The organism is Lysinibacillus sp. FW12 (assembly GCF_050817245.1).
Lineage (GTDB): Bacteria > Bacillota > Bacilli > Bacillales_A > Planococcaceae > Lysinibacillus > Lysinibacillus irui.
Genome location: NZ_CP139094.1, coordinates 1,381,072 through 1,406,754 on the forward strand (window position 1 = coordinate 1,381,072; position 25,683 = coordinate 1,406,754).

Here is a 25,683-nt window from a genome sequence, read left to right on the forward strand (position 1 = left end):
AAAGCCGAGCCATCAATTGATGTGTTCGGCTTTTTTTCGTTATATAATATGGAGAGGAAATTTTACTTAGGGGGCAGGTAGGTAATGAACGATTTAATTAAGCGTAAACTGGATATTTTACCCGATCAGCCTGGCTGCTATTTGATGAAAGATCGACAGGGGACAATTATTTATGTCGGTAAAGCGAAAGTACTGAAAAATCGTGTGCGTTCTTACTTTACAGGTACACATGAGGGGAAAACACAAAGACTTGTAAGTGAAATAGAAGATTTTGAGTATATCGTGACATCATCCAATATTGAAGCACTTATTTTAGAGCTGAATCTCATTAAATTACATGATCCAAAATACAATGTCATGCTAACGGATGATAAGACATATCCATATTTAAAAATTACCAACGAAAAACATCCGCGTCTTATTACAACACGAAAGGTTAAAAAGGATAAGGCTAAATATTTTGGTCCCTATCCTAATGCATATGCGGCAAGTGAAACGAAAAAGCTATTAGATCGATTATATCCGCTACGCAAATGTGTACAATTACCTTCAAAAGTTTGTTTGTACTATCATATGGGTCAATGCTTGGCTCCCTGTGTAAAGGAAATTGATGGTCAAACTTATCAAGAAATGATTGAGGATATGACAAAGTTTTTAAATGGTGGTGTTGAGGCAGTTAAAAAGGAGCTGGAAACTAAAATGCTTGCAGCTGCTGAAAATTTGGAATTTGAACGTGCGAAGGAGTTTCGAGACCAAATTGCACACATTGATACAGTTATGCAAAAACAAAAAATTGTATCAAGTGATACAACAAACCGTGATGTATTTGGCTATGCTGTTGAAAAAGGATGGATGTGTGTACAAGTATTTTTTGTCCGACAAGGTAAATTAATAGAACGTGATGTCTCCATTTTCCCGATCTATCAAGATGCTGAAGAAGAATTTTTAACATTTGTTGGGCGTTTCTATGAGAAACCAGAGCATATAAAGCCAAAAGAAGTTTTTATTCCACAAGCCATTGATGCAGCCATTTTAACGGAATTATTAGAGATCAAAGTACTCACACCAAAACGAGGACAGAAAAAGGAATTGGTAGATTTAGCAACCAAAAATGCTGAAATAGCTGTGGCAGCTAAATTCCAGCTGATTGAACGACAAGAAGAACGTACAATTGGTGCTTGTGAGGTTCTTGGTGAGGCAATGGGTATAACGACGCCATTACGAATCGAAGCTTTTGATAATAGTCATATGCATGGCACGGATGCCGTCTCTGCTATGGTTGTTTTCATTGATGGAAAGCCTGCAAGAAAGGAATATCGTAAGTACAAAACGCGTTCAGCAGCCAAGCATGATGATTATGGCGCTATGCAGGAGGTCATCCGTCGTCGTTATACGAGGGTTTTAAAAGAGGGTTTACCATTACCAGATTTAGTCCTCATTGATGGAGGAAAAGGGCAAATGGAAGTAGCTCGTGAAGTATTAGAAGATGAACTAGGGCTTGTTATACCAATTGCGGGTTTAGCAAAGGATGACAAGCATAATACATCGCAGCTATTGTTTGGTGATCCGCCAGAAGTGATCGCCTTAAAGCGTACAAGTGATGGTTTTTATTTGTTACAACGAATTCAAGATGAAGTCCATCGCTTTGCTATTACGTTCTTGCGTCAACAGCATGAGAAGCATGCTATTCAATCTGTCCTTGATCAAATCGAAGGGATAGGACCTAAACGTAAGCAACAGTTGCTTAAACATTTTGGGTCAGTCAAAAAAATTCGAGAGGCGAGCGAACTAGCTTTACAGGAGGCTGGGATGCCTGCTAAGTTAGCAAGCCAAATTTACTCCTATTTTCAGCAAGAATCGTTGTCAAAGGAATAGACATGTGCTAAGGTTGTAAATAACATTGTTGTTCAATGTTAAACAGCCCTTTGGACGGCTAGTTAGTGGACGCCAGGGCTAATAAATTTAATACTTCACTTTTAAGGTGATGATAGAGGTGCAAGATTCAAGAATAGCACAATGGAGGATGAACAAGTCCAGAGACATTGTGTGAAAGGGGAGCTTGCCGAAGTACAGCATTGTTGTTTCCTTTGTTGTACTGGTTTTGCATTTAAGAAATGTAAGACTGTCGATTCTAAACGTTTCGGAGAGCTATCACACATGCGCAAGTTACGATTATTGTACATGTTATAAGCAGCTTTCACGTTATGTGGAAGTTGCTTTTTTAGTTTTCTAGAGACTGTTTTTACACTTCGAAGTTAAGTGAAATACGCAGACTGGAAAGGGGAACAAAAAAATGGCTAGAATTGTGATGAAGTTTGGAGGAGCTACATTAGCATCAACGGGCCACATCCAAGAAATGGCTCGAAAAGCTATTGCTGAGAAGGATAAAGGGTTTGATGTAGTAGTGGTAGTAGCGGCAATGGGACAAACTGCAAAAGACGTAAAGATGATGGTGAAGCGTTTCACTGACGATGTGTCAAAGCGAGAATTAGCTGCAGTGATGTCCACATGTACTCAATTATCTAGCTCTTTATTTGCTATTGCATTACAAGAAGCAGGCTATAAGGCAGTGTCATTAACTGGATGGCAGGCAGGTATTCATACGGATCGTATGTATCGACATGCACGTATAGACAATATAGATGTCCATCGTATTGAAGAACATTTTGAACAAGGCCAAATTGTAGTCATTGCTGGAGAACAGGGTGTTGACGACGATTATAATATAACAACTCTTGGAAAGGGTGGAGCGGAAACAACAGCTGTAGCTCTTGCCATAGGTTTAGAGGCAGAGAGAGTTGATATATATAGCAATGTGGATGGTGTTTATACAGCCGATCCACGCTATGTTACAAATGCCCAAAAGCTACAGGAAATTTCTTACGATGAAATGTTGGAACTATCCAATTTAGGTTCACATGTTATACATCCACGGGCAGTAGAGTTAGCGAAGAAGTTTCAATTACCAGTTATCATCCGCTCTAGTTCAGTAGAGTCGGTAGGTACTTTATTGAAGGAGGAAGTGGAAATGGAGAAAAATTTAGTAGTTCGCGGTGTAGCTTTTGAAGCAGATATTATTCGGTTAACAGTTGGGTATGATGCCTATAGCGAAGGTTCATTAGCCGATATGTTTACCATCCTAGCAGAAAATCGGATCAATGTAGATATTATTGTTCAAGCGATTATTGATGGATTAAAGCCGACTGTATCTTTTTCCATTTTAAAAGAGGAATTTGCGGAAGCATTGCGGGTTCTAGAAGATAGCAAAGTATCACTTGGCTTTAGCTTTGCTGACTTCGAAATAGGGTTAGCGAAAGTTTCCATTATTGGTTCAGGTATGGCGTCTAATCCTGGTGTTGCTGCCCGTATGTTTGATCGATTACGCCATGAAAACATTCCCGTAAAAATGGTTAGCACATCTGAAATAAAAGTATCAGTTGTCGTACCACAGGATGGTATGATCCGTGCAGCAAATGCATTACATGATGAATTTAATTTAGAGCAAGCACTTTATATATAATAATAGAAGAAACAGCATTTTATGTAATTGTTCGAAATGATAGGAAGAAAAAAGGATTGTCATCCCATATAAGGGAGGCAATCCTTTTCATTACTCTGTAGGGATGGTATTCATAATACGTTCCTTAACATCCCATTTGACTGTAAACATGACATGGTGTTGCTTTTCTCGTTTTTCTTCATAGCATTCTGTAAGATAGCCTTTAGCTAATTGAATTTGTTCAGCTATAAATCCCGCCTCAAGTCTAAAGCTACGTTGTTTGATTTGTAATATTTCTGGGTCATTAGTCAATTCGAAAATGCGACCATCCTTTGATTCTTTTAATAACGCTAATGTACCCCAACAGGCATCTGCGAAAAATGCGATAAGTTCGTCTTGACTTTTACATGGAAACTTACGTGCAAGCTCTTTACCTGCCCAATAAAGGACATCATCTTCATGTTTACCAAGTATAGAAGATAGAATATGATCGCGAATGATCTCATAACCAAATGATGAGATTGTAGGAGATGGAGTGTTTAACATTGTTATCCTTCTTTCTTAGAATATTCTTAAAATTTGGCGGTAATAAAGTAATGATAGATTTTTCGAGAAAAAACGACGCATCATGTACTATATTAGTTCTTTAATAAGCTCTATGAAAAACTCCGAGTTGCCTTGACGCTCGTAGCTCTTGAGAGTACAATAAACATGTCATAATATTGTACCATGATGAAATACACAGTCAATGAAGTATCATTTACAAAATGATGACTTCTTTTGTTGTGCTATTTTAAGTACTAAGGGGGGTAACAGTCTTGTCGAAAGATCGAGAGTTTTTATGGCGTCGCTTACATTCTCTACTTGGGATCATTCCAGTAGGTCTGTTTTTAACGATGCACCTGTTCATTAACTTTACAGCAACAGGCGGGGCAGAAAGTTACAACGATGCTACCGCAGTAATGGAAAAGATTCCATTCCTTATCCTAGTTGAATGGATTGTCATCTATATTCCATTAATGTTCCACGCATTCTATGGTGTTTACATTGCATTCACTGCTACACCAAACACAGGACGTTTCAGCACGTACCGTAACTGGATGTTCTCTTTACAACGTTTCACTGGTGTATTCCTAGTGATTTTCATTGCATGGCATATTTTCCAAACTCGTATTCAAAAAGCACTTGGCACACACGTTGATTACGACATGATGGCAAATATCGTGAATAATCCATTCATGCTTGGATTCTACATTGTTGGTATTTTATCAGCAACTTTCCACTTATCTAACGGTTTATGGGCATTCCTAGTAAGCTGGGGTATTACACAATCTCCTCAGTCTCAAAAGATTGCTACTTACGTAACAAACATTATTTTCGTAATTCTAAGTGTAGTTGGTGTGGCTGCTATTTTAGCTTTCGTTTAATTCCATAGAAGCTAGGATAGACACATGCAATCATTGCAATTTTTTAAGAGGAGTGAGAAATAATCATGGCGAAAAGCAAAATAATTGTTGTCGGCGGTGGTCTTGCCGGTCTGATGGCAACGATTAAAGCAGCTGAAGTTGGTACTGAAGTTGATTTATTCTCATTAGTTCCTGTAAAACGCTCACACTCTGTTTGTGCGCAAGGCGGAATTAATGGTGCGGTAAATACAAAAGGTGAAGGGGATTCTCCATGGATCCACTTTGATGATACAGTATATGGTGGGGACTTCTTAGCGAACCAACCACCAGTTAAAGGTATGTGTGATGCAGCACCTGGCATTATTCACTTAATGGACCGTATGGGTGTTATGTTCAACCGTACACCAGAAGGACTTTTAGACTTCCGTCGTTTTGGTGGTACACTACACCACCGTACAGCTTTCTCTGGTGCTACAACTGGACAACAATTACTATACGCACTTGACGAGCAAGTTCGTTCACACGAAGTAGCTGGTTTAGTAAATAAATATGAGCACTGGGAATTCCTTGGTGTTATTATCGACGAAGACGGCGTTTGCCGTGGTATCGTAGCGCAAGATATGCGCACAGAAGAAATTAAATCATTCCGTGCAGACGCTGTTATTATGGCGACTGGTGGCCCTGGTATTATCTTCGGTAAAACAACAAACTCTGTTATTAATACAGGTTCTGCTGCTTCTATCGTATACCAACAAGGTGCTTCTTATGCGAATGGTGAGTTCATTCAAATTCACCCAACAGCGATTCCTGGAGATGACAAAAACCGTCTAATGTCAGAATCTGCTCGTGGTGAAGGTGGTCGTATTTGGACTTATAAAGACGGTAAACCTTGGTACTTCTTAGAAGAAAAATACCCAGCTTATGGTAACTTAGTACCACGTGATATTGCAACACGTGAAATTTTCGACGTTTGTGTAAACCAAAAACTTGGTATCAACGGCGAAAACATGGTATATCTAGATCTTTCTCATAAAGATCCACATGAATTGGACGTTAAACTTGGTGGTATCATCGAAATCTACGAAAAATTCGTAGGGGATGACCCACGTAAATTACCAATGAAAATCTTCCCAGCTGTTCACTATTCAATGGGTGGATTATGGGTTGACTATAACCAAATGACTGAAATTCCTGGTCTATTTGCAGCAGGTGAATGTGATTACTCACAACACGGTGCAAACCGTCTTGGCGCAAACTCATTACTATCTGCTATCTACGGTGGTATGGTTGCAGGACCAAACGCAGTAGATTATGTAAAACATCTTAAAAAGCATGCTGAAGATCTTCCACAAGACCTTTATGATGCTCGCGTAAAAGAAGAACAAGCTAAATGGGAAGCTATCATGAAAATGGATGGCACAGAAAACGCTTACTTACTTCACAAAGAGCTTGGTGAAATGATGACTGCTACAATGACTGTAGTACGTTACAATGATCAGCTTGAAGAAACACTGAAAAAACTTGATGAGCTAACTGAGCGTTGGAATAATATCAACATTAACGATACGCAAAAATGGAGTAACCAAGGTGCACACTTCACACGTCAACTTAAGAATATGATAGTTCTTGCGAAAGTAATGACAAAAGGTGCATTATTACGTAATGAATCACGTGGAGCACACTATAAACCTGATTTCCCTAACCGTGATGATGAGAACTTCTTAAAGACAACAATGGCGAAGTTTGACCCAACTACTGGTAACCCAATTATCACGTACCAAGAAGTCGACGTTTCTTTAATCCCACCACGTAAACGTGACTACTCTGCGAAAGGAGACTAAAAGTTATGCAAATCGCAGCTAATACTGGAAGAATGGTTAAAGTGGAAATCTTACGTCAAGATACACAAGGCGGCAATAGCTACTGGCAAAAATTCCAAGTACCTTACCGTCATGGTATGAACGTAATTTCAATTTTAATGGAAATTCAAAAAAACCCTGTTACTGAAAATGGTGAAAGCACAACGCCAGTAACTTGGGATATGAACTGTTTAGAAGAAGTTTGTGGTGCATGTTCAATGGTAATTAATGGACGTCCACGTCAATCATGTTCAACGCTTGTTGACCAATTGACAGAGCCAATTAAACTTGAGCCAATGAAAACATTCCCTGTTATTCGTGACTTACAAGTTGACCGTGAACGTATGTTCAATGCACTTAAAAAAGTTAAAGCATGGGTACCAATCGATGGTACTTATGATTTAGGTGAAGGTCCACGTATGCCAGAAGGTAAACGTCAATGGGCTTATGAATTATCTAAATGTATGACTTGTGGTGTATGTATGGAAGCATGTCCAAACGTGTCTGAAAAAGCTTCATTCATCGGACCAGCTCCATTATCACAAGTACGTCTTTTCAATACTCACCCAACAGGTGCAATGATTAAAGATGAACGTTTAAATGCTATTATGGGTGATGGCGGCCTTGCAAACTGTGGTAACTCTCAAAACTGTGTTGCTGCATGTCCAAAAGGTATTCCTTTAACAACATCTATCGCTTCACTTAACCGTGCAACTACAGTGCAAATGTTCCGTAACTTCTTCGGTTCTGATCACTACGTAGACTAATATCGGATAAGCGGGCTTTCAAACTCCCTTACACTTTTGTGTGAGGGAGTTTTTTATATTTATAGAAACCAATCTAATGATGTAATGGGTAGCAATATTTGCAATAAAAATAGGTAAATAGTGAATTTTTCTATGCTAATAAAGCAATTTCTTTTATAATGAATATTGATTCATTTACTATTTGCCATGATTAATAAAAGTGCAAATGCATTACTCGACTTAAAATAGGAGTGGCAAACAATGAAAAGGGGATGTGTAACATGAAGGCAAAATATATTGAAAATTTACAAGAGTGGCAAAAGGATTTTTCCTTTTATAGTGAGGTACGTGTACGTTTTTCGGAAACGGATATGTACGGGCATATGAACAATACCGTTAGCTTTACATATTTTGAGCAAGCAAGAATTGATTATTTTCGTCATTTAGGTATTTTAATGCCTTCAGCAGTGGATGAAGGTGTAAAAGCTATACCGATAGTAGCTGATTTACAATGTGATTATGTAAAACAAGTTTTCTTTGATGATGTTCTACGAATTTACACAAAGATAGCGAATGTCGGGAATTCTTCAATGGACATTCATTATCTAGCAAAAAATCAGAAGAATGAAATATGCTTTACAGGTCGCGGAACAATTGTGCAAATGGATCCTCGAACAGGCAAGAGTGTGCCGATTTCAGAGGAGGAGAGAGCTCATTTAATTAGTGTAGCAATTATTTCTCAGTAAAAAGGAGTGTAGTCATCTTGTTCAATTTCGTGATAGCTGTTTGCGAGTAAACCGCTAACCAAACTACATTGGCAATCATCTCGACGCTTAATTGTGGTGAGATATGGACCCAATAAACAGAAAACGAACGTATGTGTCGAAGCAATTTCCGAAATTTTTAAAGAAAACATGTAATAATCATGCAAATAGCCGTCACCGCTTCAAGCCCCTTAACATAAGTTACAATACGTGCGGGGGAGGAGGGTGTAACTGAATGAATGGCTCTCATCATCGTTCTCTTTTAACAAACCGAGAACGTGAAATATTTGCGCTTTTATTAGCTGAAAAAACAACGAGAGATATTGCAGAGCAGCTTGGTATTAGTGAAAAAACAGTGCGGAATCACATTTCCAATACAATTCAAAAGCTAGGTGTAACGAATCGATCTCAGGCGTTAATTGAGCTGTTACGCTTGGAAGAATTTAAATTAGACTAATGGACACTTGCTATTTCGTGAAAAAAACGACAAAATAGAACTATTCAACGTATTTTTAGGAGTGAAATAGTTATATGTCGGATGAAGTAACAAAGCACTCACCTGAAACCGTTGCAACGGTTGAAAAGGAATTACGCTATATAGCGGCCATCGTGAAGCAAAAGGGAAGAGAGATTGTTTCCGATTATGCGATCACGCCGCCACAATTTGTTGCATTACAGTGGTTAGAAGAGCTTGGTGATATTACAATTGGCGAATTATCAAACCGTTTATATTTAGCTTTTAGTACGACAACCGATTTAGTGGACCGTATGGAGAAAAATGAATTAGTCAAGCGTGTGCGTGATGAAAATGATCGCCGTGTCGTTGTCGTTCATCTTCTCGAAAAAGGCGAACGTATTATTCAAGAAGTTATTGAAAAAAGACAGCAATATTTGCAAGAGATGCTTGTTGGTTTTAATGAACAAGAAGTCGCGCAATTATCAAGCTATTTAGAAAAACTACATGTACACATGAAACAGGATTGAGGCGGAAAGTATGAATGCCCCGATAGGCGTTATTGACTCAGGAGTAGGCGGTTTAACCGTAGCAAAAGAAATTATGAAGCGATTGCCAAATGAAACGATCTATTATATTGGCGATACAGCAAGATGTCCGTATGGTCCAAGAAGTCGTCAGGAAGTACGGAATTTTACATGGCAAATGGCAAAAGCACTTGAAAAAATGAATATTAAGATGCTTGTTATTGCTTGTAATACAGCGACTGCAGTAGCACTCGAAAGTTTACAAAGAAATATGCCTTTTCCGGTACTAGGTGTTATAAATGCTGGCGCACGTGCAGCTGTAAAGAAAACGAAGCGACATGAAGTCGTTGTGCTTGCAACAGAAGGAACAATAAAAAGTGGGGCGTATGAAGAAGCCTTATTGTCACTTAATACGTCAACTCATATTATTCCACTAGCTTGTCCAACATTCGTACCACTTGTAGAAAGTGGCGAATACAAAGGTGACTTTGCTAATCAACTGATAGCGGAAGGCTTAAAGCCGTTGAAAAATCAACAATTCGATACGGTTATTTTAGGATGTACACATTATCCTATCCTACAAAAACAAATTGAAGCTGTTGTCGGAGAAGATGTTAATGTACTCTCTTCTGCGGAAGAAACAGCAAAGGATGTTCAAGAAATGTTAGCGTATAACGGCACTTTAGCAAACGCAAATACGGTGCCTGCTCATAAATTTTTTGCAACCGGTTCTGTTCCAATTTTCCGTTCGATTGCTGAGAATTGGCTAGGGCAAGGTACTCTTGACATAAAACGTATGACATTAAAATAAAAAATCAGCTTAGCAACTGGCTAGGCTGATTTTTGCCGTTTTCAGCATCATACATAAGCCGACGAGTACTTTTTTGATGAAACAAATTATGATAAGATGAGTGCGCGAAAGCTTTTAGGAGGAACGAAATATATGACAAGATTCGATGGAAGAAATGCAGACGGGCTACGACCGATAAAAATGGATAGTGAGTATCTTTTACATCCAGAAGGCTCCGTATTGATTCAAGTGGGAAACACAAAAGTAATTTGCACAGCTACAATTGAAGACAAAGTACCTGGCTTTTTACGTGGGCAAGGAAAAGGATGGATTACTGCTGAGTATTCAATGCTCCCTCGTGCAACAGCTCAACGTACACCTCGTGAATCTTCTCGTGGGAAAGTCAATGGACGTACGATGGAAATTCAGCGCTTAATTGGGCGTTCATTGCGTGCTGTAGTGGATTTAGAAGCATTGGGAGAACGTACAGTATGGATTGACTGTGATGTCATTCAAGCAGATGGAGGCACTCGTACAGCATCCATTACAGGTGCATTTGTTGCCATGACACAAGCTATTGCTAAATTTGCTGAAGAAAAGCCATTCGAGAAATTCCCAGTAACAGACTTTTTAGCAGCAACTAGTGTAGGTATCGTAGAAGAGCAGGGTGCCATTTTAGATTTAAATTATGTTGAAGATGTAGCTGCTGCTGTTGATATGAACATTGTGATGACAGGTGCAGGGCGATTTGTTGAATTACAGGGAACTGGCGAAGAAGCAACCTTTTCCCGTGAAGAACTGAATGAATTGTTAGCGTTAGGTGAAAAGGGCATTCAGCAATTAGTAGAGCTCCAAAAAACAACACTTGGTGAACTAGCAAACAAGGTTGGAGGGAATCAATAATATGAAACAAGTAGTAATCGCAACGAAAAATAAAGGAAAAGCAAAGGATTTCGAAGCATTATTTGGACCACTTGGTTATGAAGTAGTAACAATGTTTGAAGTGGCACCAGAAATGGAAATAGAAGAAACAGGGACAACGTTTGAAGAAAATGCAATCTTAAAAGCAGAAGCCTTAGCAAAAGAGCTTGGTACGATTGTGATTGCTGATGATAGTGGTTTAGCAGTAGATGCTTTAAATGGTGAACCAGGCGTGTATTCTGCTCGCTATGCTGGCGATCATGATGATGAAGCAAACATGATTAAACTATTAGAAAATTTACAAGGGGTCGAAGATGATAAACGTACAGCACGTTTTTGCTGCTGCATTGCTATAGCAGGTCCCGAATTTGCAACAACAACGGTCTTTGGTACATGTGAAGGTGTCATTGCACATGAAAAACGTGGAACGAACGGGTTTGGTTATGATCCTATCTTTTTCGTACCAAGCTTAAACCGTATGATGGCAGAACTTTCTCCAGAAGAAAAAGGAGCAATTTCTCATCGTGGCAATGCCATTCGCAAGTTAAAGGAGCAATTACCGAATCTTATAAAATAAGAGGTGATATCCATGAAAATACTTGTTATGAGTGATACACATGGTGACAGCCAAGTCATTGAAAGAGTAAAGGGTTTTTATCCAGAAATAGACACTGTGATTCATTGTGGAGATAGTGAACTTCCTTTCGCGCATGAGTCATTAGCGGGAATGATAAAAGTACGTGGGAACTGTGATCATGAGAAGGCTTATCCAGAAGAAGAAATTTTCATGAATAATGACGTAAGGATTTTTATCACCCATGGTCATTTGTTCAATGTGAAAAATTCCATTCTTTCATTATCCTATCGGGCTAAAGAGCTAGATGCACAAATTGTGTGCTTTGGTCATTCCCATATCCTCGGTGCTGAAATGATAGATGATATTTTATTTTTAAATCCTGGAAGCTTATTAAAACCACGTGGTCGCAAAGAGAAAAGCTTTGCTATTGTGGAAATAGAGGCTTCTACTTTTAAAGTGGCATTCTGGACTGACGATCACCAATGTATAGCTAGTCATACATTTCAAAGAAAATAAGAGGAAATGAATCCGCAAGACTTCCGAAGTTATTGCGGATTTTTATATTGACTATGAATAGTGGTAAAATTGTCTATGAATGAAAGATGATGAAATAGAAAAAATAAACTCAAAAGGAACCAAAGGAGACATCATGAAAAAGACAATTGGCTGGCATTTTGATAATAGTTATGTTCGACTACCAAGTATTTTTTATTCCGACATTTCATTAAATCCTGTACGTTCACCAAAACTGGTGTTGCTTAATGAAGCAGTAGCAACATCACTTGGCCTAGACATTGAAGCTTTACAAGATGAGGAGGCAGTAGCCATTTTGGCTGGTAGTAAAATCCCAGAAGGTGGCGAACCAATTGCGCAGGCTTATGCAGGACATCAATTCGGTCATTTTAATATGCTAGGTGACGGTCGGGCGCTGCTATATGGTGAACAAATAACCCCCCATAATGAACGCTATGATATCGCATTAAAAGGTTCCGGTAGAACACCTTATTCTCGTGGTGGTGATGGAAGAGCTGCATTGGGTCCAATGTTAAGGGAGTATATTATAAGTGAGGCGATGTACGCGTTAGGAATTCCTACTTCCCGCTGTTTAGCAGTCGTGACTACCGGTGAAACGATTATGCGTGAAACTGAATTGCCAGGTGCGATTGTCACACGAATTGCCAGTAGCCATTTGCGTGTAGGAACCTTTCAATTTGCCGCAAACTGGGGGACGGATGAGGAGCTTCAGCTCTTAGCTGATTATGCATTAGAGCGACATTTCCAAGCAGATTTAGGAGACCAAAATCGTTATCTTTATTTACTACAGGAAGTAATCAAAAAACAAGCGTCTCTTATAGCTAAGTGGCAATTAGTTGGCTTTATCCATGGTGTGATGAATACAGATAATATGACGATTAGTGGTGAAACGATTGATTATGGCCCTTGTGCGTTTATGGACACCTATGATCCAGCGACAGTATTTAGCTCAATTGATCATCAAGGTCGTTATGCTTATGGCAACCAGCCAAATATAGGTGGCTGGAATGTCACACGCTTGGCTGAAGCGTTACTCCCTTTAATTCATGAAGATCAGGAGGAAGCTATTCAACTGGCACAGGATGTTCTGCAACAATATCCCCAGCTGTATACTCAAAATTGGATGAAGGGGATGCGTGCTAAGCTAGGATTATTTACTGAAGAACAAGAGGATGCAGCATTAATTGAAGAACTTTTGCAGCTCATGCAACAATACAAAGCAGACTATACAAATACATTTATCGCGTTAACATTTGACCAGGTAAATGAATCTGAGTTATTTACTGCATCAGCTTTTAAAGAATGGTATCAAAAATGGCAAGCGCGATTAGAGAGGCAGCAGCAGACGAAAGAAATGTCACAACAAGTAATGCAACAGCATAATCCTGCTGTTATTCCACGCAATCACAGAGTAGAAGAGGCATTAGAAGCGGCAGTAGAACGAGGGGATTATAGTGTGATGAACAACTTATTAAAAGTCCTTGCGCAGCCCTACGCCCATACAAAAGAGCAACAGAACTATGCTTCACTGCCTGAATCGTGTAGTCAACCATATCGCACTTTTTGTGGCACTTAAAAAAGAGAGGATACCGCCTCTCTTTTTTTATTGCACAAAGGCACCCTCAAGAATTCAAGTGCATACCCTATGTATGAATAAAGATAAAGGAGAATGGGTTCGGTGCATCAATATTCAAAAGGTTGGTTTGTCAAAAAATTACGAGCACATGGGATAATGGTACATCCCCAATACAAAAGTCATTTAGGTTTGTATAAAGAATCTGAATTACGTAATTTATATTATCGTTATGTTGAAATAGAATCTGCTGAGCAAGATAAATAGTTCGTTTGTTTGAATAACTCCTTTCTAGGAAAAACTAGTCGTTAGAAAGGAGTTTTATTATGTGGATGATGACACAAACATGGCAAGATGTATTATTCTTACATTGGCCTATATCTCCCCAAAAACTACAAAAATATATACCGAATGAGTTACAGCTCGATCTCTTTGAAGAGAATGCTTGGCTTAGTGCTGTCCTTTTTAAAGTTCATCGACATCGACTTCGCTTTCTACCGCCCATCCCTGGCATGAATAACTATTTACAGTTGAATGTCCGAACATATGTCAAGTATAACGGTAGGAAAGGAATCTATTTTTTTCATCTAGATGTGACTAATTATTTACTATCAAAGGTAACGGCAATCGGGAGCTTACCATATCGTTATTCACAATTAGTAGGCAAACAAATTGATCATCACTTTTCTTATACAAGCCATTACAAGGCATGTGATGAAAGATTAAAAGTTACTTTTACATTGGGGGATCATACAGCCACGAATTTTGATCACTGGATCGTAGAACGTTATCATTCATGGTCAAAATACAACAATAAACTGCTTCGTATTGATATCCACCACTCACCTTGGGAGTTGCAACGAGCCAGAGTAACCATTCAAAGCAATTCACTCGCTTCCTTTATGAAAAAAACTTTTCAACATATGGAGCCTATTGCCCATTATGCCAAGAACAAGGTGGCTAGAGTTTTCCCACCAGTAATGGAACATAAAAAGCTTACGTAATTAAAAGAGGTAACAAAATTGCATCACAATGGCGCTGGCAATCATATCAGACATCGCAAGTGCCTCTGCTTCAATTTCATCAAAAACCTCTACATCTGCTTGATAATCTTTTTGTATCATCGTCACCGCTTCATTTTTCGTTAAAGCTAAATGCGTATAAAACATTTTTTGTACAGCTTCTCTACTTAAATAAGGATTGATTGTATGCAAAAATATGGAAATATCATCTGCATTGCGATACCATTCTTTTTCTTTCACTTCCGCTGTTGAAGCATCGCCTTTAGCAGCTGCTGTTACTAATTGTGCAGCAATAAGTAAATGCTCCTTAATTAAGGCCGCATAGCGATCTGCTACAGAGTCACCGTAAAAGGGCCGTAGACAATTACCTAAATCGGTTGCATTTCGTAGCAAACGCTGCTGCACAAAAGGTAAATCAGGTAAATTAAAGACAATGCTGATGATCGTCATCCGTGTCCAATTCACATGCTCCATCCAGAGTAAGCGATTCATGGCCATAAAATCTGCTTCGTTTTTACTGATACAACGACGATAATCATTGGAATTTAAAATGTGTCGAATCGGTGCCGTATATTGACCATAGGGACCTTGGTACAGCTGGCTTAAAGTAAAACCATTTGAATAGGGGTACAAGGCTTCACTCCTTCTTGTTTTTTCTCCTACAGTAGCATACTCCGCACAATCTCTAAGTATGAAGAACAAGAAAGTAAAGGAGATTATGATTACTCTTCGTAAATCATCTTTTTGGTCATACCACCATCAACGGTAATATTAATGCCTGTCACAAAATTATTCTGCGGATTAGTTAAATAGAGACAAGCCTGTGCGATATCTTCTGGTACACCAACCCTTCCCGACAAATGCTGCGCATGATCTATTGGACGAAGAGCTGCATAATCGCCAGTTTCAATCCAACCAGGCGAAATACAATTCACAGTAATCTGATCAGGCCCTAAAGATCGGGCTAAAGCATGGGTTAATGCCACAATCCCACCTTTTGTAGCCGTATAGGCTTCTGTATCAGGCTCAGACATTTCCGCTCGCATCGAAGCCAATGAAACAATCGCACCACCCTTCGCATTGTGTCTCATCACCTTTGCTGCCTCTCTTGCACAAAAAAAGGTACTCGTTAAATTCGTATGCAAAAGATCACTCCACTCCTCAAACGTCACATCATAAGGAGATTTATGCTGAAACTTTCCAGCGTTATTAATTAAAATATGAATCGTCCCGTATTGCTCAACAGCTCGTTGCATTAAATGAACGATCTCCTCTTCCTTCGTCACATCCGTGTGAACAAATAATACAGAGTAGCCTTGAGCAAGCAGATCCTGTTCTAATTGTTGACCAAGCCCTTCATTTAAATCGGCAATCACTACTTTTGCTCCCTGTCGTGCATAGGCATGAACAATACCTTTCCCAATCCCCTGTGCACCACCTGTGACAATAACAACTGAATCCTTAAACATCAAACATACCTCCAAGTTTTTATCGCCAATAGTGTAGCAAAATTTTTTATATTCGTCCCTTTAGAAGGTGAAGAGATGGTATAATTGATACTATCACAGCATATGATAAAAAATATGAGGCAAACCTTGCCTACATAGTAAAATTAATGTTGACATTATGCTATAAAGTACATATAATAAATATTGTCCTTCCTATGGAATACATAAGAAACGACATCATGTCTCAGTAGCTCAGCTGGATAGAGCAACGGCCTTCTAAGCCGTCGGTCGGGGGTTCGAATCCCTCCTGGGACGTCAATAAAAGCCTTACAGCCACAACGGTTGTAAGGCTTTTTATTTTTATGCAAGAATGTATAATTCACTAATTGGTGCCCAATAGGTGCCCAAATCAATCTTTTTCTTCAAAAAGTTTATCAAAGTGGGAACTGGCTCGCTGATCCGTTTCTTGTAAAAGATGTCCATAAGTATTCATGGTAGTTGTGATATTAGAATGACCTAATCTAGATTGAATGACTTTTGGATGTTCACCTGCATGGATTAAGAGTGTAGCAGAAGTGTGTCTTAAATCGTGAAAACGAATTCTAGGTAAATCGGGATTCTTTTTCATAAAACGATCCCACCACTGACTTATTGAATCTGGTCGATAAGGTTTACCAAACTCATTTGAAAAAAGAAAAGTATGTCCTTCCCATACTCGTTCATCGCCAGCCTCTTCTAGTTGATATTTTTTCACTGCAGCAAGCGTTACTAAATCATTCATGATATTTGAAGGAATAGTAACTACTCGTTTTCTTTTACCTTTTGTTTCTTTTACGATAATTCCATCTCCAGTTAAATTAACTAAAGCTTGTTCTATTAATAAGGTATTGTTTTGGACGTTTAAATGTTTTTCTTCAATGGCAACTAGTTCACCTTGTCGAGCAGCACTTACCACGGCTAGTTCAACTAACAACCGTTTTTCAGCAGTCTCTCTATTATTTAATCGCTCAAACAATAATTTAACTTGTTCCTCGCTGTAGGCCTTACCTTCTTCATATTTGAGTTTTGGTAGCTTTATATTTTTACAAGGGCTCTCTTCGATTAAATTCCACTCAACTGCTACATTCATAATACTAGCGAACGCCTTGTAAATATTATGAATAGTGGAAGGGGCTAATTCGCTTTCTTTACCGTCTAATCTTCGTTTTTTCTTCTGTAAATCACCTACAAAAAATACTACATCCACTTTTTTAATATCCTTTAATTTGATATCACCGAAAATAGGGAGGATGCGTTTTTCTAAATGCGTACAGTTATCGTGAAATGATCGTGCACTATAATGTTGTTTAGCATAATTATCTTTCCATCGTGGATAAAGATGATTTAATGTTATAGATTCAATATCACTGAAATAAACATCCTTATTTTGCTTCATTTCTTCTTCAAACAGTATTAGTTGGCGCATCGCTTCTTTTTCGCTTTTGGCTTCTACATTTTTAGTTTTACGAATACGGCGATTACCTCGATAACCTAAGTCTGCGATAAGTTTGAATTTATTCTTACTGATTTTTTGTACATATCCCACTGCTAACAGCTCCTTTCAAGAAGAGTACAATCGCTAAAAAAATGATTGTTAAGATAATGATTAAGCCTTTTTTGTGCGAAATCGTACTCAACATTAAATAGTAAACAAATTTTATGAATAGCCTTTTCTTCATTTAAAGGTAGTTTGATTTTATTTAGCATGAATGTTGGTACACATGCTTGTAGAGCAAAATTATTTGCTTTCCATTCCTGGTACTCTCTAAACAAAGGGTGTGTTTTTGTTTGGTTGCCAGAATGTGAGATCACATGGCCCAACTCATGGCAAAATTCTTGCCATTGTTCCTGCTTGGATAAACGTGAGTCTATGTAAATGATGTTGTCATAGCTTACTGAATCGAAAGGTAAGTAAATGACCTTAAAACCAAGTTTAGGACCTATTATCCTAGGATCTAATTGCTTTGGACTAGTCACGTTAATGCTGGTGAATAGATCTTTTATGTAATCTTCTAAATGAGTATAAACGAAAGTCATAACATCCCTCTTTTGCAAACATATGTTCTATTTATGTTAACAAAAAAATCCACCAATGAAAAGGCGAATTTTTTAAATATCTGGAAGGCATACATAAAAATGTAAAATTACTTTTTGCTCTCTTGTTGCTTCTTCCACACCTCGTAATAAACTTCGAATTGTTCTAAAGCATCAAGAATATTTTCAGGTTGGTTTTTGAAAAATAAATTCTCTCTAGTTAAAAAGAAATCGATAACTTCTTTTTGGTATGCACTTAAATTGTTATAATCATCGTCCGAGATACCAGCTTGTGTATGTAAAGCTTCTTTATTATCCGTTCTTCCTAATAGGTAGTCTATAGAGACATTATAGTAATCCGCAATTTTTTCTAAAATTTCATAATCAGGATTCCTCTTACCTTGTTCGTAAGCAGTATAAGCTGGTCTTGTAATGCCTAGTATGTCTGCTATATCTTGTTGAGTTTTGTTATTAGATTTTCGTAGATATTTCAGTCGTACGCCTAGCATAATTTCACCTCGCTTTTTTAAACATAACATAATTATATGTAACAATTTGTTACTAATCCAATAAAAAATAATAATGTAACGAAATGATACAAAATATATTGACAATGTAACGTAATGATACTATATTAAATATATAAGCAACACGAAAGGCGGTGAGGAAATGAAAAACCGAACTTGGTTAAAGGCAAAACGCTTAGATAAAAAAATGACTCATGATGATGTTGCGAAAGCGTCTGGAATTGAACGAGCTTACTATACAATGATTGAACAAGGCAACCGTAGACCCTCAGTACATGTTGCTAAATCGATAGCGAAAGCACTAGATTTCGATTGGGTACTTTTTTTTGATGATAAATGTAACGTAATGTTACAAAAGGATTGCGATAAATGCATTGATGTAGCGATATGAAACAAAAATTATTGAAATAGGAGGTTTCATCCATATGAATCCATTACAAATTATAGTTCATGACAACCGTCGTTTATTAACAACAAATCAGTTATCAGAAAGTTATGGTGTTGAAGATAAGTTAATTCAACAAAATTTCAATAACAACAAAAGTCGTTATACAGAAGGTAAACATTTCGTTTTACTTCAAGGGGGAGAATTAAGATCTTTCAAACGCAACTTCGAAAATTTAGGTGTCGCACCAAATATCAATAAATTATATCTATGGACAGAAAAAGGAGCATGGCTTCACGCTAAATCACTTAATACAGATGCTGCCTGGGATGCGTATGAAACATTGGTAGACGAATACTACACAGTTAAAGAAACCGTAGTTCCACTTTCCAAAGATCAAGCATTAGTTACAGTTTTGCGTACTACAGCAAATCTTGTGGAAGATACTCAAGCAATAAAAATTGAGCAACATGAAATTCGTAAAGAACTTTCCTTAATTAATGAAAAAGTAGAAGAACAAATCACATTAACTTCTGGTGAACAACGTGCAGTTCAAAAAGAAGTTGCAATCAAAGTATATGAAATTGAAGATGATGCAACTATTAGACCTAAACTTTTCCGTGAATTACATCGTGAAATTAAAGATCGTTTTGCTGTTGCCAGTTATAAAGATGTTCGTCGACAGGAATTGCAAACAGTAATCAACTATATACGTTCTTGGGTTCCAAGAAAAGTATCGTAACTTTAGGAGGTCATCATAATGAACCTAACAATTGAGGAATTACGAGAAGCTCTGATTAATGCGGAGTTGGCAGAAATGTTTAATCAGGCTTACAAACAAGGAGTAGAAGATGGACGAGAAATAGAAAAATCAAAATTCGAAAACTCTCTACCATCAAACTTAAAAAAAGAGCATGTAGCTCAAATATTCCAATGTGAATTACCAACTGTAGAAAAAATTATTCGCATGGACGGTTTTCCTAAATGTCATGCACTAAAAGCTCGTTATCCAAGAGATAAAGTTTTTGAATGGCGAGAAAAAAATGTGATGTATATGAACTCGCGATTAGGTATTTATGTGAGTGAAGAAGAAAGCCTCAGATTATTAAGAGCATAGGAGAGGCCAGGGCAAATGGCCTCAAGATAAATCAAACTACCAATCTAGTAGAAATCTAAGAGGTAGGGGCAAATCTACCTCTTAACCTTTATTATACAGACAATTTATACAAAGTGCGGTCTCTTACAAGTTAACTTTTCAATGAAATGTGACTTTATTTAACAGAAAGGAATGGAAATATGACTGTTACTGGAAATTTGGTCGGCGAGGTAATGAAAGAGATTAGGGGCGAAGAAACACAGTTAAAATTCGGTTTTGATTTTGGAGTAGGGAGGGAAGCTATTTCGAAATACGAGAACGGTCGCAGTAAGGTCCCTGCAGATATAAGTAAAAGCATCGTTGAAAAATTTGATGATCCAAAGTTTGCACTTACTGTTCAACATCAATATACAGGTACAGGGCCAATATGGTTAAACGGTCCAAATGTAGATTTGCACAGATGTAGTGTTCGAGAGAAGACAATAGAAGAATTACAAGAAGCTTTGGATTCCATAACAAGTACCAGCTTAGCCAAACCAAGCGATGCCATTGAGCATTATGAGCGAAAAAACATTATGGACATGATTGAGGAGGCAGTCGAGGCTGCTACAGCACTGGCAAACTTCATAGCAGTGACGACTGAACATTTAGGTATCAGTTATACAGGTGTATGGATGGACCATTATAAGTACTTACAGAAAGCAGGATTCATTAAATGATTGAAATAGATGATGAAATTAAACGGCAACAAGCATGCATAGATGATTTAATGGCAGAAATCAAGATACATGTACAAAAAGGTCAAATCAACATAGCAATGCAACGTGACAAGGACCTACATAATTCGTTGAAACAACTAGAAACACTACATGAGCGCAAACGGTTATGGATAACAGCAGAAGTTTTAAAAAAGCGAGGAATATTAGTTCAGGTGGTGAAGAAGGGTGTGGAAATGGCTTGATAACTATTTTTACTTACCAGATGACGATGTACCAGAATCACACAGGAAGTTTTGTATTGGTGCAGTTATCACAATGCTTATTATCGGAGTGCCAATTATCATCACATGTTGGTAATAAAAAAAGCTGCTTAATCTTTGGGGGATTAAACAGCAAGAACTATGGAATATACAAATCTATTATATCACAAAAGTCGACGTTTGCGAGAGTTATCTCGCTCTCGTCAAGCAGCTTACAGCACCGTCTCCCTACGGTTTAGCTTTGCCACTGTGAGTTGCTTGATGGGATGCCATCAAATACATAAGAAAGAAGGTGAGTACATGCGACAACTTATGGAAGTTGAAAATCCAATGGTGTTAGGAACGATTGAAGCTGTAAATAGCGTACCTACATTTCGGTATATCGAGCGAGAGTTTCGTGATTTTTATGGTAGTTTAATAGTTTTTAATGATGACTATATGGAGTTTCCGAATGGAGATATCGTTCATTTAGACAACATCCATACGTATTTAGAGGATAACTACAATGCGAAATTTTACACAAAAAAATAAACCACTTTGCAGAGTGGCTTAAAAAACATTTATTAATAAGATTTTAGCATAGGAGGGCAAGGGAATGGAAGCAGTTTCTACTTTAGAAATGGATCGCATTGAATGGCTACAACTCCGTAAGAGTGGTATTGGCGGTTCGGATGCATCAGCAATATTAGGTTTCAACAGATACAAATCAGCGTTTCAACTATATATAGAAAAAACATCTGAATGGGTTGAGGAATCAGATAGTGAGGCTGCATACTGGGGCAACGTTCTTGAAGATGTAGTAGCTAGAGAGTTCGCAAGACGAACTGGTAAGAAAATTCGAAAGATCAATAGAATGCTACGTCACCCATATCATTATTTCATGACTGCGAATCTAGACAGGGATGTAGTTGGAGAGAAAGCATTTTTAGAATGTAAAACAGCGAGCGAGTACTTGAAAGACAGCTGGAATGGTGAGGATGTGCCTGCAGCATACCTTTGTCAGTTGCAACATTACCTAGCAGTCACTGGCTATGAAAAAGCTTATATCGCTGTATTAATCGGTGGTAACAAGTTCGTTTGGAAAGAAGTCGCTAGGGATGATGAATTTATCGAGCTGATGATTCAACACGAGAAATCATTTTGGGAGAATCACGTACTAGCGGATGTCCCACCAGCTATTGACGGAAGTTCATCGGCATCAGAACTACTAGCCAAGATGTATCCACAGGATGATGGTTCAGCCATTATGTTGGACGAGCAATCTAACACATTAATTGAAGCTATTGAGTCAATAAAAGCTGAACAAAAACAACTAGAAAAACAACGTAATGAGTATGAAAATCAACTCAAAATGACTCTTGGAGAGGCTGCCGAAGGACATTCCAATCGCTTTAAAGTGACGTATAAAACTATCGCTTCAAGTCGTTTGGATAGCAAGCGATTAAAGGAAGAACAGCCAGCAATTTATGAAAAATATATCAAAGAGTCGTTATCAAGACGCTTATCAATTAAGGAGGCTAATTAACAATGGCAACTACAACAGATTTAAAAGCTCAAATGCAACAGGCACCAGCTGCACAACAGAAACCAAAAACAATTGATGATTACCTTAAACAAATGGCTCCAGCAATGGCGCAGGCCTTACCAAAGCACATGGATGTTGACCGTTTAATGCGCTTGGCAATGACGACTATTCGAACAACACCAGCACTTAAAGATGCGGATGTTTCTAGTTTACTAGGTGCTGTTATGCAAGCTGCTCAATTAGGATTAGAGCCTGGTTTAATGGGCCACTGCTACTTACTACCATTCAAAAATAACAAAAAGGGCATTACAGAAGTTCAATTTATTATCGGCTACAAAGGGATGATTGACCTTGCAAGACGAAGTGGTCATATCCAGTCAATTTACGCTCATGCCGTTTACGAAAAGGACGAGTTTGAGTACGAGCTAGGGTTAGACCCTAAGTTAAAGCACAAGCCTTGTATGGACGTAGATAAGGGCAATTTTGTAGGTGCCTATGCGGTCGCTCATTTTAAGGATGGGGGTTATCAATTTGAGTTCATGTCAAAAGCCGAAATTGAGAAGCGTAAAGGTCGTTCGAAGGCTGCTAATTCATCGTATTCACCGTGGGCTACAGACTACGAGGAAATGGCGAAAAAGACCGTTGTACGACACATGTGGAAGTACCTGCCGATTAGCGTGGAGATGCAGCAACAAGTAGCTTATGACGAGGGGACAGCTCCTAAACGTGAAATGAAAGACATCACACCGGAAACAGAATTTTTCGTTAATGCACCTGAAATTGAAGTGGAAGTAGTGAATGAATAACGTACCTCACAAAGTCCTTCTGCCTGCTTGGATATTTGAGCAGGCGAGGGATAACGATGAAATCAGACGTTTGGGACTGGATTACATGAATAGATACCCGAAATACAGGGTGCTCAAGGTTAGTGGTAGTTTTGCAGTTTGTGAGAAGTTAGAGAGCTTTTTATAGAAGCTCTCCATACTACATTACTTTTCTAACTTGTCAGCAATTCTTAATAGAATTTCAGTTTGTTCTTTTTGGATATTAATGATTTTAAACACGAACCAGACTATAAATACTATTGGTACAAGATAGAAAACTAATAAAAAAAGAATAGGTATAATTCCAAATAATATTTCCATAACTGTATAAAAACCTCCTTACTGGATTATTGTACCATAATTATTTAACTGATTTGAGATCAATTTTTGGCTAATGTTTTTAGATTAAAAGTTTGAATATTTCGACATAAGGAGAGGCGAGGGCAAATGGCTAAATACAGATACGTCTACACAACTTTTTGGAACGATCCTCGTGTGGTTGAGGAAATGACAGCAGAGGATAAGTACTTTTTCCTGTATTTGCTGACAAATGAAAGTACGACTCAAATTGGTATCTATCAGATTACTAAAAAACAAATAGCTTTTGACATGGGCTACTCAATGGAAAGTGCTGGTGCCTTGCTACAACGCTTTAGAGACCACCACAAGATTATTAAATACAATGAGGAAACTCGTGAAATTGCTATTAAAAATTGGGGGAAATACAACTTGAATCGTGGGGGCAAACCGATTCTTGATTGTGTGAAATCAGAGTTAAGAGAAGTGAAAGATACTTCATTAATTCGATGGGTAGGCGAAGGAATCTCGAATGATTCTGTACGTATCGTCTACGAGTCGTACTACGATACGTATAACGTTACGTCAGAAAACGAAGAATGCAGTAATGATGTGGGTTCTTACGATACGTCAACGATACGTGGACAAAAAGAAAAAGAAAATAAAAAAGAAAATAAAAAAGAAAAAGAAAAGAGAGAAGACAGTCGCTCGTCGGTCTCTTCTCCTTCTTCAACTAATAATCCTTTTCTTGAAATAAAAACTACCTTTGATTCATTAATTCGTATGAGTAACTTTACAGACCATAAAAAAATGGACAAGCTGCTTGAATTTTATCCAGATCACTTATTGATTATTGAGGCAATTAAGCTTACTGCCGACCTTGGAAAATCAAGCATCGAATATGTAGAGGGTATTTTACGAAACTGGGCACTTGAAAAAGGAATTAATTCATACGCAGATTGGCAGGTGAAGATTGATGGAAAGAATGGGCGACCGAATGGCAGCAGTACTGGAGGAACTACGCGCACGAAGCCAATTGTGTTCGGAGACTACAGTAGTTGAGGAACCTAATTACAACTGTCCTAAATGTAAGGACGAAGGTGGTTATATGGTACGTAAGAAAGCTGGCGAAACAACTCTATTACAAAGTGGCGCAGAAGTTATTTTGCAGTACGACACTGAAGAATGGCAAAAATGCGAATGCGCTAAAATACGTCAACTCAATCACTTAATTAAATCTAGTGCCATTACAGAAGAATTTCAGAAAATGAGTTTTAAAAACTTCTCGACCGAGGGTGTACATCCGAAAGTAGTTGAAATGAAAAGTAAGGCGAATCAGTATTTCAGGGCTTTTGACGAGATTAAAGGTTTCAGACAGAACAGCATCATGCTAATCGGACAACCTGGTTGCGGCAAAACACATTTGCTAACGGCTATCTCAAATTACTTGATTCATACAAGGCAAGTGCCAGTTCTCTATTTCCCTTATAAAGACGGGATGAACAATCTTGCAGCTAATAACTTTGAGCGTAAAAACGAAATCATGGACCGCATGAAGGAAATTGATGTGTTGTTTATCGATGATCTGTTCAAGCCGATTGGTGGAAAGGTTGATGTAAAACCATGGCAGGCTGAATCCATCTTTGAAGTGGTCAATTATCGCTACCTAAACAATAAACCGTTGCTTATATCAAGCGAATTGTCACTAGATGACATGCTTTACATCGACGAGGCGTTAACAAGCAGGCTGTTTGAAATGGCACAGGATTTCACGGTAACGATTCCAAAGGACATGAAAGTGAACTACCGATTACGTAAGGTATTTGAAAATAAGTGAGGGGCAACAGTCCCTTGATG

The 25,683-nt window shown here is 38.1% G+C and carries 32 protein-coding genes, 1 tRNA gene and 1 riboswitch; of the genes, 27 read left to right on the plus strand and 6 right to left on the minus strand.

Annotated elements, in window-relative coordinates:
- Positions 1–84: 84 nt before the first annotated feature.
- Positions 85–1,875, plus strand: coding sequence for an excinuclease ABC subunit UvrC (uvrC, locus tag SJW71_RS07015; protein ID WP_312507433.1), 1,791 nt, complete (start codon positions 85–87; stop codon positions 1,873–1,875).
- Between the two features lie 105 nt (positions 1,876–1,980).
- Positions 1,981–2,159, plus strand: a riboswitch (Lysine riboswitch).
- 134 nt (positions 2,160–2,293) lie between these two features.
- On the plus strand, positions 2,294–3,520 hold the full coding sequence (locus tag SJW71_RS07020) for an aspartate kinase (protein ID WP_431811890.1): 1,227 nt from the start codon (positions 2,294–2,296) through the stop codon (positions 3,518–3,520).
- Positions 3,521–3,610: 90 nt separating this feature from the next.
- Here SJW71_RS07020 and SJW71_RS07025 read toward each other — a convergent pair whose 3' ends face one another.
- Positions 3,611–4,045 carry a YslB family protein gene (locus SJW71_RS07025; protein ID WP_274794016.1) on the minus strand — a complete coding sequence of 145 codons (435 nt, stop codon included), beginning with the start codon at positions 4,043–4,045 and terminating at the stop codon, positions 3,611–3,613.
- Positions 4,046–4,317: 272 nt separating this feature from the next.
- Between SJW71_RS07025 and SJW71_RS07030 the strand changes: the two genes are divergently transcribed.
- The 13 genes from SJW71_RS07030 to SJW71_RS07090 all read left to right on the plus strand — a co-directional run bounded on the left by SJW71_RS07030 (position 4,318) and on the right by SJW71_RS07090 (position 14,654).
- Positions 4,318–4,926: a succinate dehydrogenase cytochrome b558 subunit gene (locus SJW71_RS07030; RefSeq protein WP_274794015.1), complete on the plus strand. Its 609-nt coding sequence runs from the start codon at positions 4,318–4,320 to the stop codon at positions 4,924–4,926.
- A 65-nt stretch (positions 4,927–4,991) separates the two neighbouring features.
- Positions 4,992–6,746, plus strand: coding sequence for a succinate dehydrogenase flavoprotein subunit (gene sdhA, locus SJW71_RS07035; RefSeq protein ID WP_274794014.1), 1,755 nt, complete (start codon positions 4,992–4,994; stop codon positions 6,744–6,746).
- 5 nt (positions 6,747–6,751) lie between these two features.
- Entirely contained in the window at positions 6,752–7,531 is a 780-nt protein-coding gene (gene sdhB / locus SJW71_RS07040; RefSeq protein ID WP_016991544.1) for a succinate dehydrogenase iron-sulfur subunit, read from the plus strand.
- Positions 7,532–7,791: 260 nt separating this feature from the next.
- Entirely contained in the window at positions 7,792–8,256 is a 465-nt protein-coding gene (locus tag SJW71_RS07045; RefSeq protein WP_431811891.1) for an acyl-CoA thioesterase, read from the plus strand.
- A 253-nt stretch (positions 8,257–8,509) separates the two neighbouring features.
- Positions 8,510–8,731, plus strand: a complete 222-nt coding sequence (locus SJW71_RS07050; RefSeq protein ID WP_004226437.1) for a helix-turn-helix domain-containing protein — start codon at positions 8,510–8,512, stop codon at positions 8,729–8,731.
- Between the two features lie 74 nt (positions 8,732–8,805).
- Complete coding sequence (locus SJW71_RS07055; RefSeq protein WP_016991542.1) at positions 8,806–9,258, plus strand: MarR family winged helix-turn-helix transcriptional regulator; 453 nt, start codon at positions 8,806–8,808, stop codon at positions 9,256–9,258.
- Between the two features lie 10 nt (positions 9,259–9,268).
- On the plus strand, positions 9,269–10,066 hold the full coding sequence (racE, locus tag SJW71_RS07060; protein WP_274794012.1) for a glutamate racemase: 798 nt from the start codon (positions 9,269–9,271) through the stop codon (positions 10,064–10,066).
- Between the two features lie 132 nt (positions 10,067–10,198).
- Positions 10,199–10,948: a ribonuclease PH gene (gene rph, locus SJW71_RS07065; protein WP_274794011.1), complete on the plus strand. Its 750-nt coding sequence runs from the start codon at positions 10,199–10,201 to the stop codon at positions 10,946–10,948.
- A 1-nt stretch (position 10,949) separates the two neighbouring features.
- Complete coding sequence (locus tag SJW71_RS07070; protein WP_274794010.1) at positions 10,950–11,543, plus strand: XTP/dITP diphosphatase; 594 nt, start codon at positions 10,950–10,952, stop codon at positions 11,541–11,543.
- A 12-nt stretch (positions 11,544–11,555) separates the two neighbouring features.
- Complete coding sequence (locus tag SJW71_RS07075; RefSeq protein WP_274794009.1) at positions 11,556–12,059, plus strand: metallophosphoesterase; 504 nt, start codon at positions 11,556–11,558, stop codon at positions 12,057–12,059.
- A 133-nt stretch (positions 12,060–12,192) separates the two neighbouring features.
- Positions 12,193–13,653 (plus strand): protein adenylyltransferase SelO, encoded by a 1,461-nt coding sequence (locus SJW71_RS07080; RefSeq protein ID WP_274794008.1) that lies wholly within the window; start codon positions 12,193–12,195, stop codon positions 13,651–13,653.
- Between the two features lie 93 nt (positions 13,654–13,746).
- Positions 13,747–13,917, plus strand: a complete 171-nt coding sequence (locus SJW71_RS07085) for a DUF2639 domain-containing protein (protein ID WP_407134024.1) — start codon at positions 13,747–13,749, stop codon at positions 13,915–13,917.
- 59 nt (positions 13,918–13,976) lie between these two features.
- Complete coding sequence (locus SJW71_RS07090) at positions 13,977–14,654, plus strand: YqjF family protein (RefSeq protein ID WP_431811892.1); 678 nt, start codon at positions 13,977–13,979, stop codon at positions 14,652–14,654.
- Here the strand turns inward: SJW71_RS07090 and SJW71_RS07095 are convergent, their stop codons facing one another.
- Together SJW71_RS07095 and SJW71_RS07100 are read right to left on the minus strand one after the other, a co-directional pair.
- Positions 14,655–15,305 carry a hypothetical protein gene (locus SJW71_RS07095; RefSeq protein ID WP_322606064.1) on the minus strand — a complete coding sequence of 217 codons (651 nt, stop codon included), beginning with the start codon at positions 15,303–15,305 and terminating at the stop codon, positions 14,655–14,657. It abuts the gene before it with no gap.
- Positions 15,306–15,394: 89 nt separating this feature from the next.
- The gene (locus SJW71_RS07100; RefSeq protein WP_431811893.1) at positions 15,395–16,141 is read right to left on the minus strand and encodes an SDR family NAD(P)-dependent oxidoreductase; all 747 of its coding nucleotides are present in this window, start codon (positions 16,139–16,141) and stop codon (positions 15,395–15,397) included.
- Positions 16,142–16,361: 220 nt separating this feature from the next.
- Between SJW71_RS07100 and SJW71_RS07105 the strand changes: the two genes are divergently transcribed.
- A tRNA-Arg gene (locus SJW71_RS07105) sits at positions 16,362–16,435 on the plus strand.
- Between the two features lie 94 nt (positions 16,436–16,529).
- On the opposite strand, the gene SJW71_RS07110 is transcribed toward SJW71_RS07105, so the two are convergent.
- The 3 genes from SJW71_RS07110 to SJW71_RS07120 form a co-directional block, all read right to left on the minus strand.
- On the minus strand, positions 16,530–17,705 hold the full coding sequence (locus SJW71_RS07110; RefSeq protein ID WP_431811894.1) for a tyrosine-type recombinase/integrase: 1,176 nt from the start codon (positions 17,703–17,705) through the stop codon (positions 16,530–16,532).
- Between the two features lie 2 nt (positions 17,706–17,707).
- Positions 17,708–18,196, minus strand: coding sequence for an ImmA/IrrE family metallo-endopeptidase (locus tag SJW71_RS07115; RefSeq protein WP_431811895.1), 489 nt, complete (start codon positions 18,194–18,196; stop codon positions 17,708–17,710).
- Positions 18,197–18,303: 107 nt separating this feature from the next.
- Positions 18,304–18,702 carry a helix-turn-helix domain-containing protein gene (locus SJW71_RS07120; protein ID WP_431811896.1) on the minus strand — a complete coding sequence of 133 codons (399 nt, stop codon included), beginning with the start codon at positions 18,700–18,702 and terminating at the stop codon, positions 18,304–18,306.
- Between the two features lie 160 nt (positions 18,703–18,862).
- Here SJW71_RS07120 and SJW71_RS07125 point away from each other — a divergent pair, with 160 nt between their 5' ends.
- The 11 genes from SJW71_RS07125 to SJW71_RS07175 all read left to right on the plus strand — a co-directional run bounded on the left by SJW71_RS07125 (position 18,863) and on the right by SJW71_RS07175 (position 25,663).
- Positions 18,863–19,111, plus strand: a complete 249-nt coding sequence (locus SJW71_RS07125; protein WP_431811897.1) for a helix-turn-helix transcriptional regulator — start codon at positions 18,863–18,865, stop codon at positions 19,109–19,111.
- Positions 19,112–19,145: 34 nt separating this feature from the next.
- The gene (locus SJW71_RS07130; protein ID WP_431811898.1) at positions 19,146–19,847 is read left to right on the plus strand and encodes an ORF6N domain-containing protein; all 702 of its coding nucleotides are present in this window, start codon (positions 19,146–19,148) and stop codon (positions 19,845–19,847) included.
- An 18-nt stretch (positions 19,848–19,865) separates the two neighbouring features.
- The gene (locus SJW71_RS07135) at positions 19,866–20,222 is read left to right on the plus strand and encodes a hypothetical protein (RefSeq protein ID WP_431811899.1); all 357 of its coding nucleotides are present in this window, start codon (positions 19,866–19,868) and stop codon (positions 20,220–20,222) included.
- 212 nt (positions 20,223–20,434) lie between these two features.
- Complete coding sequence (locus SJW71_RS07140) at positions 20,435–20,920, plus strand: helix-turn-helix domain-containing protein (RefSeq protein WP_431811900.1); 486 nt, start codon at positions 20,435–20,437, stop codon at positions 20,918–20,920.
- A complete protein-coding gene (locus SJW71_RS07145; protein WP_431811901.1) occupies positions 20,917–21,162 on the plus strand; it encodes a hypothetical protein in 246 nt (81 codons plus the stop codon). The genes SJW71_RS07140 and SJW71_RS07145 overlap by 4 nt, the downstream gene beginning before the upstream one ends.
- Positions 21,146–21,277 carry a hypothetical protein gene (locus tag SJW71_RS07150; RefSeq protein WP_431811902.1) on the plus strand — a complete coding sequence of 44 codons (132 nt, stop codon included), beginning with the start codon at positions 21,146–21,148 and terminating at the stop codon, positions 21,275–21,277. Before SJW71_RS07145 ends, SJW71_RS07150 begins: the two co-directional genes overlap by 17 nt.
- A 203-nt stretch (positions 21,278–21,480) precedes the next feature.
- Entirely contained in the window at positions 21,481–21,711 is a 231-nt protein-coding gene (locus SJW71_RS07155; protein ID WP_431811903.1) for a YqaI family protein, read from the plus strand.
- A 64-nt stretch (positions 21,712–21,775) separates the two neighbouring features.
- Positions 21,776–22,705 (plus strand): YqaJ viral recombinase family protein, encoded by a 930-nt coding sequence (locus SJW71_RS07160; RefSeq protein WP_431811904.1) that lies wholly within the window; start codon positions 21,776–21,778, stop codon positions 22,703–22,705.
- 2 nt (positions 22,706–22,707) lie between these two features.
- Entirely contained in the window at positions 22,708–23,511 is an 804-nt protein-coding gene (gene recT / locus SJW71_RS07165; RefSeq protein WP_431811905.1) for a recombination protein RecT, read from the plus strand.
- Positions 23,512–23,976: 465 nt separating this feature from the next.
- The gene (locus tag SJW71_RS07170) at positions 23,977–24,888 is read left to right on the plus strand and encodes a DnaD domain protein (RefSeq protein WP_431811906.1); all 912 of its coding nucleotides are present in this window, start codon (positions 23,977–23,979) and stop codon (positions 24,886–24,888) included.
- Complete coding sequence (locus SJW71_RS07175) at positions 24,824–25,663, plus strand: DnaA ATPase domain-containing protein (protein WP_431811907.1); 840 nt, start codon at positions 24,824–24,826, stop codon at positions 25,661–25,663. The genes SJW71_RS07170 and SJW71_RS07175 overlap by 65 nt, the downstream gene beginning before the upstream one ends.
- Positions 25,664–25,683 lie beyond the last annotated feature (20 nt).